The organism is Wolbachia endosymbiont of Folsomia candida (assembly GCF_001931755.2).
Taxonomy (GTDB): Bacteria; Pseudomonadota; Alphaproteobacteria; order Rickettsiales; family Anaplasmataceae; genus Wolbachia.
Map to the genome: position 1 here is coordinate 444690 of NZ_CP015510.2, position 12437 is coordinate 457126.

Here is a 12437-nt window from a genome sequence, read left to right on the forward strand (position 1 = left end):
AAACACTGGCATAACACCATATAATTACTGAAATGAAACCATTTACTGTGCATATTATAATGTTTGTGCAGTTGCTCACATGACGCTGAGTTTATTAATTTTGTATTAACTTCATTGTAAAGTTAACATAATTCAACCAAACAATATAATTGACTTATTTACAAAAATGTATAATAATTATACTATATTCAGTTTTTAATGGAGAAGTAAATATGTCCACTTATGATAGTTTAAAGAAAGCAATAGAAAATAATGGTGATGTTAAAAGCGTACTTAGAGGTCAGAGCACAGAAGATATAAAGGAAGCTTTTTTACTAACCGATTCTTTAAAATTTTCCTTACTACAGATTGCTGTTATGAAAGAAAATAAACAAGCTGTTGTAGAACTTTTAGATAAAGCTAAAGAAGCAGAGATTTTGAGAGATTTCTTGGAACAAAAAGCACCTTCTGGTAGTAATGTACTTAATTGGGCTAGAGAGAAATTTCAAAATAATAAATCTAACGAAATGATTAAAATAATTGAACAAAGAGCGAGTGAGGTGGGACTTACAGCTTCAAATCAGCAGAACAAACCACCTGTGGGTACAGAAGCACCTTTTCAAGAAGTAGAACCAACTGTTACTACACAAAGTGGGCATGGGCATGGTCAAGCTCAAGGAGAGGGAAGTGTGTTAACTGCTAGCAAATTAATGGAAAATTTTAGTAAACTAACAAAAGAACAAGTGGCTTTTTATACGAGATTAAGTAAGGAAATAGTTGATAATGAAGGTGTTGATAATATATTAAAAGGTATAGAAGAAGACGAAGATAAAAAAGGTATTCTTACTGCGGATTTTTTATACTGTCGTATAGATAAGAGTATACCTGATAAGACTGTAGATGTGTTAGTAACTCATGATTTATTAACCCTTGCCATTAACCATGAAAATATTCAAGCCACCAAAGAAATTCTAGCAGAATGTAAACAGCTTGGTATTTTAGAACAAGTTCTTACTACACAATCCCTACATATAGTAGACGGCCGCAAAGAAAGATCTCTATATGCATTACACCATGCTATTTTCTGTAGTGATACAAAGTTTTGTACTGAGATATTAGATGCTGCTTCTGATGAGCCTGGTTTATTACAAAAAATTTTGAATCTAGAGCTCATTTATACAAAAAATACTGATGGAATAAAAACTTATACTCCATTACAGCTTGCCCAAGCTAACCGCAATACAGAAGCTATTAATATAATAAACAGAAAAATTCATGAGAATGGACTTACACAGCAGACCCAACCACATGTTAATACAGGTGGTGCGGAACCAATTCTGCTTTCACAAAGTGGGCAGACACAAGCTCAGGTAACAGGAGATATGGGTGATCAACAAAAAAAGGACGAAGATAATGCAATACGGCACTTGATGAAATTAAAAAATGAAAATTTTAATTTCCATAGTTCTGAAGGGCAAGAGGTATTAACAGCGATAATTGAAAACAAATCAGCAAGTGCTAAAGTTATAGATGTTTTATTTAATCAAGGAATCTTAACAACAGAAAATACTGTAATTTTATTAAATGAGCTAGTTTATAATAGCACAAACTTACTTAATCTAAATGGTCATTTTGTAGAGAAGGTAATTGAACATATTACTAGCAATAATACACAAGGCACAGAAGATCTAGCACAAAAAGTGATTTTGGCGGTACACTATACATTTGATGTAATGGATAAGGATGATGTTCAAAATGTTTCTTATCTTGAGAGAGTTGTGCAATCATTGGAGCCATTGAAAAGTAACGATTATATAAGAGAAGAGATAGATGCGTTTTATACTAAAACTCGCAGAACACTTTCTTCTAGAGATCCACAACAACAAAAGATATTTGGTGAATTACGTGATTTGGTTTTGCAAAGCAATGGAGCTAAGGATGCAGAGCAGAGTCGGTTAATTAATGCATTCTCTCAGAAGCTAAATGAAGCATTAAGCAGTGATTTTGATTTTTTTGCAGAGTTTAAAATTGATGGTTTCTTTGCGAACACAGCAGTACAGTTTGTAACTCGCTATAGTAACAATCAACAATGTATCAAAACATTTTTGAACAAAATTTTGTCGAGTACTCAAGACAACGCAGCTAATAGTAAACACATTTCAGATAGCGTTACATTTAGCTTGAATATTGAAGCCATAAAGGCATGGTCCAATATTATGAAAGAGAAAAACGTTATAGAAGGAATAGATCAATTAGCATCTAATACATTAACATATCTCATCGCAAAGGTTCGGGAAATGAAGCCTCAAGACAGTGGTAGTTTTGGAAAGCTTTGCAAAGTAAAAACAATATTAAATTTTCTAAGTGAACAAAGCGTCAAAAAGGAAACAAAATCAATGATACAAAAACATTTGTATATTACTGAGGAAGAGATGGAAAAAGCAAAACCATTTTCTTGGGAAGCTAGGCAGGCTCAATTCAGTAGTCCACCACCTGTTGGTGCGCAAGCTTCTTCTGGAGCAAAGGCAACTCCTAGTGCACCAATTGTTACTCGACCAGATGGGTATAATAAGTTACAAAGCAACCAACAAGCATTATATGATAAAATAGCACAGTGTAATGGTGTTACTGTCAGCGATATATTGAAAGGTACTGATGTCAAAGATGTAATAGCTGTTCTTAGCATTATTAATGACTATGATGATACATTACTGACTGATCATATTCGAAGTGATATGGAAGCTGCTAAAACGATTTTTAATCATATCAAGGATGAAGGTGCTATTGGTAGAGTTACAGATGCTTTAGAAAATAAAGCACTAGACGCTATTCTGCGAAATAACAATGGCGTAGCAAAAAAAATCATAGAATTCTCTCAGTCTTATCAAAAAGTACAGCGCTTCATTTACAACAAATTACGAGAAGAATTTAAAGAAGCTGTTAAAGCAAGTAACTTTGATAATGCTGACAAACTTTATAAGTTTGGTGAAGAGAATAAGATTCCGATTTTTAAGGATGATTTGCTGAAGGGCACTTGGTTAAGTGATACTATCTCGGAAATCAAGCGCAATAATAATGATAAATTTTTAGTTAATACTCTTGAATTTGCTCAACGCCACAACATGCTTGACGAAGTTTTGAATGCTAAGAATAAAGGTTCAAATTTGTTAGAACTTGCTGAAAAAGAAAAAGTAAAAGCAAAGGTTGAAAAAGTTATTAATGATGCTAGACTTGCAGCTCCAGTTCATCAGAGTGTTCCTTCTGTAGCGAAACCAGCTCCTGGAAGTGCACAGAATCAACCTTTCCAACCACCTGTGGGTGTACCAGCTTCTCCTGCAGCGGAACCAGCTTCTGGTCAATCGTTTCTTTTTCAGCAAGCTAAGAAAGATCAACCCAACCTAACACCTGTGGTTGCTACAGTTTCTCCTGCAGCACAGGCAATTCCTAGTATATCAACAACTGTTGGTGGTTCTAGTTCAGATGATACGAGCGCTCTACCAGACGATCTAGGAGATCAAAGCACCAAAGCACCAACTTTCTGGAGTGAAAACAGAGGAAAGATTGCATTTAGTTTGGGTGTTGTTGGTGCAGTGATAGCTGGTTGTGCATTTATAGCTGGATTGCCATATGAAGCAGCATGTGCTATAGCTGTGATAGGAGTGATAGTAACAGCGATAGCTGTAGGAATATTAGGTAAAATGGCTTATGATGCGGTAAGTGAACAAGATAAAACAGATAATACAAGCAAATTGGAAGCTACTGGAAGTATGTTAAGCGTGCTTCCTATAAATCTACAAGAAGAATCTAAAGGCAGAGGATAATGTTTAATTGACTTCTTACAGTATAGTGCTTGCAATTACAGGCACTATACCGTTCTTATTCTTTCATAGGATATTGCATATATTTGTGTTAATTTGCTAAACTGCCACCTTTTTTACCTTGCAAATTTTATTCGTTAGACCTCTTGCACAATTACCTGTCATCGAAGTAGCTGACTACTCGGATCCAGAAAAAATAGATAGATTCCAGCGTCATGCGCTGGAATGACACTAGAAGTGATGCTGATTTTTTACTAAGACGGCAGTTATGCAGTAGGTCTATTCACAGAACCTAGTATTTTTCACATACTTTTTTACTTTTCGCAGCGAATTCCATATCAAAAGCAATTTTATTTTCTGCTTTATCCATATAAATTCTTATTTTTTTCCCTTTTATTAACCTACGATTTAGTATTTCTTCAGCTAAGTAGGCTTTTATTTCTTTTTCAATTGTTCTTTCTATCGGACGTGCACCCATCTCCTTGCTGTAACCTACTTGTGCAAGATAAGATTTCACTTCATTCTCTATCAAGCAGTTTATTCCTTTTTGCGCAAGCTGTTTTTTTAGATCCAAGATAAATTTGTCTACAATATGTAAAATTACATCTGAATCCAAGTCAGAAAATGAAATAATTGCATCAAGACGATTACGGAATTCAGGACTAAAAACTTGTTCTACAGCTTTCTCACCATCGCTAGTATGAAAATCTTTGTGTCCAAAACCAATAGAGCTTTTGCTACGCTCAAACGCTCCAGCATTGGTTGTAATAATTAGAATAGTGTTAGAAAAATTAACTTTGCGTCCATAAGCATCTGTCACGCAGCCATAATCCATAATTTGTAATAATATGTTGTAAATATCGCTATGGGCTTTCTCAATTTCATCAAGTAGTACAACGCTATATTGATTATTAGATACAGATTCTGTGAGCAATCCACCTTGATCGTAACCTACATACCCAGGAGGAGAGCCAATCATTCTAGATATTGTATGCGATTCCATGTATTCAGACATGTCAAAGCGTATAAAATTCATACCCATGCTTTGTGCTAATTGTTTTGCAAGCTCAGTTTTACCAACACCAGTTGGGCCTGCAAAAAGATAATTTGCTAGAGGTTTATCGTAGTTTCTTAATCCAGATTTAGCAATTTTAATAGAATTTACAAGAGATTCTATCGCACGACCTTGACCAAAAATAACTTTTTCGAGATTATCCTTTAGAAATCTCACCTTTTTTATATCATCAAATTCAGATCCGCAAGGTACATCTGTAATTCTAGTAATGGTGTTCTTAATATCTCTACTATTTACAATTCTACTCCTGTTTTTTAGTAATTTACAATATGCTCCTGCTTCATCGATAACATCAACTGCTTTATCAGGTAGAATCCTTCCAGTAATATACTTATGCGAAAGTTCAGCTGCAGATTTGATAGCATGTTTTGTATAATACACACCATGATATCCCTCATAGTAGTGTTTTATACCGCCCAATATTTTTATTGTTTCATCAACAGAAGACTCTTTAACATTAATTTTTTGAAACCTCCTTGCCAGCGCCTTATCTTTTTCAAAACTGCTGCTATATTCTCTATATGTAGTTGCACCTATGCAGCGGAGTGTTCCTCTTGCAAGTGCTGGTTTAAGCAAATTACCAGCATCAAGAAAGCTGCCGCTTGTTGAGCCTGCTCCAATAATAGTATGTATTTCATCAATAAAAAGAATAGCGCCTGGTTTTGCTTCAATTGCTTTTATTATAGATTTTATTCTCTCTTCAAAGTCACCTCTATAGCGTGTTCCTGCAAGAAGTGAACCTAGATCCAGCGCGTAAATCACACTGGACTTTAAACTAGGAACGCTACCTTCAATTATTCTTAGTACTAAACCCTCAACTATTGTTGTTTTACCAACACCAGGGTCTCCAACATATAAAGGGTTATTTTTTCTACGTCTTAATAATATCTCTATAGTGCGATCCAGCTCATAATCACGGCCAATAACATAATCTATTTTTTTATTTCTTGCATAATCATTCAGGTTTTTACAATAGCTTTGCAAAATTTCTTCATCTTTCAATAAGTCACTTTTGTTTATTGAAGGAGAAATATCACTATTGTTTTTATCAGGTTTTAATTTACGGTTAGTCGTATATTCATCTGTATCATGAGAGCATCCAATATTAGATATATGGTAAATTAAATTGCAGTCTTTTACATTTTGTTTCTGTAGTAGATCTTCAATGCATGAGTCCTGTTCAGATAAAATTTCTACTAGAATATTTGCTCCATTAATTTCTCTTTTTCCAAGATTATGTGCACGAATTATCGCTTTGTGTACTATGCATTGAAACATTGAGCTCGGTTTGATCTCATTAACAACCAATTTAGAGTTATTTTGTAAAAAATCTTTTATATTTTTGCTATAATCATGAATATTGATATCACATCTGAGTAAAATATTATCTACGTTTATAATTTCATCAGCTCTGATATTACATTTTGATAAAGCATAATTGACATCAATATCTTTAGTTAATGCAAGCAGCAAATGCTCTACTTTTGCATATTTAAGACTAAAACTAGAAGCAATGAATAATGCTCTGTTCAGACTTGCCTCTAAGTTTTTAGAAATCACTTGAAATTCTCCTGAAGTAGAAACTTATATATACAAATAGCACACAATTATTAAGAAAATTGGAATGGAGTTGCTTATTTTTACCTAAAGAATTTAGGCTATGTGAAAAAAATTTCAGATAAGCCATATGAGAGCTCCAACAAAGTTAAAAATCCCATAAAAACCTCAGCAGTATTATCGAATCTGCAAGAAATACGTCTAAAATTTTTGATTTGACTGAAAAAACATTCGACCAGGTGCCGCTTTTTATAAAAATGAATTTCTTACAATATAAATTTAGATAAATCTAACTGCTTTGAAATTGATTCAAGTTTATCTTTGACGTGCTTGCTGTCTATAACGAATTTTTCGCTACTTTTTTCAGAAGCAATGAAACTTATTTCATCCAAAAGTTTTTCCATAACAGTATGAAGCCTTCTTGCACCTATGTTTTCCACTTCTCTGTTAACAGTGAAAGCTATTTCAGCTATTGTTTCTATGCCATCATCAGTGAACTCAAGAGTCACATTTTCTGTCTTCATTAAAGCTATATACTGCTTTAATAAACTAGATTCTGGTTCCTTTAATATTCTTATCAAATCCTCTTGAGTAAGAGCTTTAAGCTCTACTCTGATTGGCAACCTGCCTTGCAGTTCTGGTAAGAGATCAGATGGTTTAGATAAATGAAAAGCACCAGATGCAATAAACAATATATAGTCTGTTTTTACAGGTCCGTATTTAGTCGAAACAGTTGTTCCTTCAAGTAGTGGCAATAAATCACGTTGCACTCCTTCTCTATTGACTTCACCTTTTACCTCTGTTCGTGCTGCAATTTTATCTATTTCATCCAAAAATACTATGCCATCATTGCTAACAAGATCAATTGCTTCCTTGATGATCTTATCTTCATCCATCAACCTTTCACTTTCTTCATTAATTAATATCTCACGCGCTTCTTTTACCTTAACCGTAATAGTTTTTGTTTTTTTGCTGCCGTTAAACATTTTACCCATTATTTCTGTTACGTTCATGACGCCAACTTGCCCGCCTGGCATACCAGGTATATCAAAAGTTGGTAGAGTACCCTTGCTTTCTCTAACATTAATGGAGACTTCTCCTTCCTCAAATTCCTTGTTTCTTAATCTTTCTCTAAAGATCTTTTTGCTTTCATCAGTAGCATCTTCACCAACCATAGAATTGACTATTATTTTCTCAGCCAAATTTAAAGCCTTTTTAGTTAATGCTTTACGGGCTTTCTCTTTGACTAAAACTATTGCTGCATCAACTAAATCGCGTATTATCGAATCAACATCGCGTCCAACATACCCTATCTCAGTGAACTTCGTTGCTTCAATTTTTATAAATGGCGCACCTGCAAGTTTTGCTAAGCGGCGAGCTATTTCGGTTTTGCCAACTCCAGTATGACCTATCATCAGTATATTTTTAGGTATGATCTCATCACGTAATGGAAGTGGAACATGATTTCGACGCCAGCGATTTCTAAGTGCAATAGCAACAGCACGTTTTGCATCATCTTGCCCAATTATGAATCTGTCTAGTTCTTTAACTATCTTTTGTGGTGGTAAATTATCTAATAAAACTTGTGTACTATAACCCTCTTGAGCACTATCTTCATCTGAATCAAAACCACTATCAGAGTCTTCGTTGCAATCATTTTGTTTGTTATAGGTGTCACTATCATCAGATTGCTTTTCCAAAAGAGCCATAGGTTCATAACAACCATTGGAAAAATTAGCACATAAAATTTTTTGTTCAGAAGACATATTACTCCTATATCTTTTCAATAATTACATTATGGTTTGTATAAACACATATATCAGCCGCTATCTTCATAGCCTTTTTAGCTATTTCCTCTATTGATATTCCCTCAACGTCAATTAAAGCTTTTGCTGCCGATAGTGCAAAGTTTCCACCAGAGCCAATGGCCGCTATGCCATCTTCAGGTTCAAGTACATCACCTGTTCCTGTGATTACTAAGGAAATAGATTGATCCGCAACAATCATCATAGCCTCTAACTTTCTTAGGTATTTATCCATTCTCCAATCTTTTGCAAGTTCAACGCATGCCCGCATTAATTGTCCTGGGTGCTTGTCAAGCTTAGATTCTAATCTTTCAAAAAGAGTAAACGCATCAGCTGTTGCTCCGGCAAAACCGGTAATTACAGAATCACCAGAAAGGCGTCTGACTTTTTTTGCACAAGATTTCATAACAGTGTGTCCCAATGAAACTTGCCCATCCCCTATAACTACTACACTTTTACCCTTTCTGATTGATAGTATAGTAGTGCCATATATTGTGCTGTTGTCACGGTGAATCATTTTTTTATCACTTTAAATAAGAATTTCATTATACTTTAAATCTTTAACCAGATTTGCCAAGTATACTTGGCTATAGTCTATAATATAGTACGTTTCTTATAACATTTAAAGTGTAGATGCAAAATATAATTCATCCAAAGTTGGAAATAAGTATAAATAATTGGTTTGAAGCAAAATTTAATGGCCTTACGCTGCCGTTTTATAGTTCTATAGATCTCAGGAACTCTGGCTATAAAATTGCTCCAGTGGATGCCAATTTATTTCCAGCAGGGTTTAATAACTTAAGCAAAGAGTCAAAAGTAACTGCAGCAGAACTAGTAAGAAGCTACTCCGCAAAGCATCAATACAAAAAAGCTCTTATAATACCAGAAAATTATACACGAAATAAAATGTATATAGAAAACGTATTTGCTATAGAGGAAATACTACAAGGTGCTGGTTTTGAAACTAAAATAGGACTCTTGCATAATGAAACATACAATTTAATAGAACCATATGAAACTGTTATAAAAGAAAACTCTCTGCTAAAGACAACTTCAGGGTTTGTACCTGACATTGTTATACTGAACCGAGATATGACAAGTCATATACCAGACATGCTAAAAAACGTGAAACAAGACGTAATACCAAATCCATTATATGGATGGCACAGCAGGCAGAAGTTTAAATATTTTGAAATCTATGAGAAATTAGCATCAGAGTTCTGTAGCGAATTTAAAATGGATTCATGGTTAATTTCTGCACTTACAGAAAGCTGTAATGAAGTTGATTTTAATGATGATTTATCACTGAAAGTAGTGGCTGACAAAGTTGACTATACATTATCATTGATACGCAAAAAATATGAAGAATATGAAATAAAAACACAGCCTTATGTTTTTATCAAAGCAAGCAATGGAACATATGGTATGGGTATTATAACAGCAACAAGTGGGGAGGAAATATTAAACCTCAACAAAAAAAAGCGCAACAAAATGAAAAAGATAAAGGAAGGAATAGAAATTAACAGTGTTATTATACAGGAGGGTGTACCGACGATTGATGTATTTAAAAGCAGTCCTGCAGAACCGTTAATATACTATATAGGAAATACACCAACGTGTTACTTATACCGATGTAATAGCAGAAAAGACGTATATTCCAGCTTAAATTCCACTGAATGCGAATTTTATGACGTGAGTAAAATAGTGGTAGGGAAGCCTCTAGCACTTTGGAACATAGTTAGCAAATTAGCAGTGCTAGCATTAGCAGTGGAAATAAAAGCTTTTCATTAATCGCTCTTATTTCAACACTGCTACCCTCAATGCCTTATGAAAACATGTTTTTAAATTTTTGCCAAAACCCTGGTTGATTATCATTAATCTTTATAAATGTTATGTCTAAATTGTAGCTTGGATTTTGTGGCACATCACGTCCAATGCTAAAGGTTGAAACTTTATCATTATTGTAAACATGTACATCATCGTATGATAGTCTTGTTTTATAACATTTTGTATACTCTTGGTTGTCATAATATGAGAATTTTGTTTTATCGTGCTTCACGTTATTTTGTTCATCATATACTAGATCATCTGATTTTTTTTCTACTTTTACAGATTTCGTTTCTGTATGATATTCTGTTATTTTAATTGAATCATCATCTAGTGATATTAAAACTGGCAGCGTATTTCCAGTATTTGCTTGAGCTAAAAGCTCACTTTGAGGATACATTTTTATCTCTCTACCAAAGTGGGAGTCTGTAAAATCATTACTCCAAAACCTATCTCCGGCGTGTATGTTTTCATCAGTAGCATATGGTACACCACCGTAATCGCATTGAATCTTATAATCTCCAACACCGTTATTTTGAAAAAAATCGTGGATAGCATTGTAGCTACCAACGACATCATATACATCACTCATTACCTTACCTCTTAAAGCATTAATTTGGATTTATTATATTATAATATTTTTATAAATCAATAGGCTTCTTTCTAGACTCTACTTCTGTGGGAAATTGCGTTGTCACTTCGGTGCTCAAATCCTCATGTATGTTGAGTACACTGCGGTTTTCCGCTCCGCGTGTTCCTAGCACTTGCCTCTCACAAGCGAGTTTCGAAAGAAGTCTAATCTGAAAATCCATATTCCTTCCACTTCTCTGTTACTTTTCTTACTATTTCTTCACTCATCTCAATTTTCTTTCCCCATTCTCGTTTCGTTTCAGGTGGGATTTTATTTGTTGCGTCAAAGCCCATTTTACTCCCAAGTCCACTTTCAGGGGAAGCAAAATCTAAATAATCAATAGGAGCGTTTTCTATTGTAATTGTGTCGCGTACAGGGTCCATCCTTGTCGATATTGCCCACATCACTTCCTTCCAATCACGTATATTTATGTCATCATCAACAACTATAATAAATTTTGTATATAAAAACTGTTTGAGAAAGGAAAGTATGCCCATAACAATTCTTTTTGCGTGTCCTGGATAAGATTTTTTTATCGACACTACTGCTATTCTATACGAGCAGCCTTCTGGGGGCAGATAAAAGTCCACTATTTCTGGAAATTGATTGATAAGAATTGGTATGAAAATTTCATTTAATGCTTCACCAAGAATCGATGGCTCATCCGGTGGTTTGCCAGTGAAAGTGCTAAGGTAAATTGGATTTTTACGCATAGTAATTGCAGTGATATTAAACTCAGGAAATTGTTCAACAGAATTATAGTAGCCAGTGTGGTCGCCATATGGTCCCTCATCGCGATAATTTTCGAGACTTACATAGCCTTCCAGAACGATTTCTGCATGAGCTGGCACCTGAAGTGGCACAGTTTTACAATTCACAAGTTCAAGAGGCTTTTTGCGTAGCAGCCCAGCAAATTGATATTCTGATAATGTTTCTGGCACTGGAGTTACAGCAGCAATAATTGTTGCGGGGTCAATGCCAATCACAACAGCCGCAGGAAATTTCATATCTCTGCCTTCTTCCTTCCAACGCTTATGGTGAGTTGCACCGCCTCTGTGTGCAAGCCAACGCATCAGTGTCGTTTTTTTATCTATGACCTGCATACGATATATTCCAAGATTGAAATTATCTTGTTTATTATCAGTTGGCCCTTTAGTTACTACAATCGGCCATGTGATAAGTGGTGCAGGTTCGTTCGGCCAGCATGTTTGAATGGGAAGAATGCTCAAATCTACTGCATCTCCCTTTAATATCACCTCCTGGCATGGGGCTTTCTTTACAATTTTGCTTCGCATTGACAACACTACTTTGAGTAGAGGAAACATTTTTATTGCGTCCTTAAAATTTTTTGGTGGTTCAGGGGATTTTAAAAACGCTAGAAGCTTACCAAGGTCTCTAAGTTCACTTTGCTTTATATTGAGCCCTAAAGCTATCCTATCAATAGTGCCAAACAAATTCACTAGAACTGGCATAGGATTTTTGCCATTTTCAGTAACAACATTTTCAAAAATGATAGCTGGTCCTTGATTTGACAAAACTCTGCGGTGAATTTCTGTCATTTCCAGTGTAGTCGATACTTCCTCCTTAACTCTAATTAGGTCTTTTTTTTCTTCTAGAGCTTTAATGAAATCGCGTAAATCGTTGTACATGTTTTTATTTTAGAAATTTTAATTTTATACAAGATTTTTAACTTTTTTCATACACTTCTCATATTCTTATAGTTATAAAATTCACAAGTAAATTTG

At 34.6% G+C, this 12437-nt stretch carries 8 protein-coding genes; 2 read left to right on the forward strand and 6 right to left on the reverse strand.

The window, feature by feature from the left end:
• Positions 1-212 precede the first annotated feature (212 nt).
• Positions 213-3800, forward strand: coding sequence for a hypothetical protein (locus ASM33_RS02080; protein WP_110409264.1), 3588 nt, complete (start codon positions 213-215; stop codon positions 3798-3800).
• Between the two features lie 289 nt (positions 3801-4089).
• On the opposite strand, the gene ASM33_RS02085 is transcribed toward ASM33_RS02080, so the two are convergent.
• The 3 genes from ASM33_RS02085 to hslV all read right to left on the reverse strand — a co-directional run bounded on the left by ASM33_RS02085 (position 4090) and on the right by hslV (position 8751).
• A complete protein-coding gene (locus tag ASM33_RS02085; RefSeq protein ID WP_110409263.1) occupies positions 4090-6432 on the reverse strand; it encodes an AAA family ATPase in 2343 nt (780 codons plus the stop codon).
• Positions 6433-6695: 263 nt separating this feature from the next.
• A complete protein-coding gene (hslU, locus tag ASM33_RS02090) occupies positions 6696-8195 on the reverse strand; it encodes an ATP-dependent protease ATPase subunit HslU (RefSeq protein WP_110409262.1) in 1500 nt (499 codons plus the stop codon).
• A gap of 7 nt (positions 8196-8202) precedes the next feature.
• Positions 8203-8751, reverse strand: a complete 549-nt coding sequence (hslV, locus tag ASM33_RS02095; RefSeq protein ID WP_110409261.1) for an ATP-dependent protease subunit HslV — start codon at positions 8749-8751, stop codon at positions 8203-8205.
• Between the two features lie 116 nt (positions 8752-8867).
• On the opposite strand from hslV, the gene gshA reads away from it, so the two are divergent.
• Positions 8868-10025 (forward strand): glutamate--cysteine ligase, encoded by a 1158-nt coding sequence (gene gshA, locus ASM33_RS02100; protein WP_110409260.1) that lies wholly within the window; start codon positions 8868-8870, stop codon positions 10023-10025.
• A 34-nt stretch (positions 10026-10059) separates the two neighbouring features.
• Here gshA and ASM33_RS02105 read toward each other — a convergent pair whose 3' ends face one another.
• Genes ASM33_RS02105 through ASM33_RS02110 form a run of 3 tightly spaced genes read right to left on the reverse strand, consistent with a single transcriptional unit; the run spans position 10060 to position 12341 of the window.
• Positions 10060-10653: a hypothetical protein gene (locus tag ASM33_RS02105; protein ID WP_110409259.1), complete on the reverse strand. Its 594-nt coding sequence runs from the start codon at positions 10651-10653 to the stop codon at positions 10060-10062.
• Between the two features lie 49 nt (positions 10654-10702).
• On the reverse strand, positions 10703-10873 hold the full coding sequence (locus ASM33_RS08310) for a hypothetical protein (RefSeq protein WP_157956361.1): 171 nt from the start codon (positions 10871-10873) through the stop codon (positions 10703-10705).
• The gene (locus ASM33_RS02110; protein ID WP_110409258.1) at positions 10857-12341 is read right to left on the reverse strand and encodes a UbiD family decarboxylase; all 1485 of its coding nucleotides are present in this window, start codon (positions 12339-12341) and stop codon (positions 10857-10859) included. Before ASM33_RS02110 ends, ASM33_RS08310 begins: the two co-directional genes overlap by 17 nt.
• Positions 12342-12437: the final 96 nt, after the last annotated feature.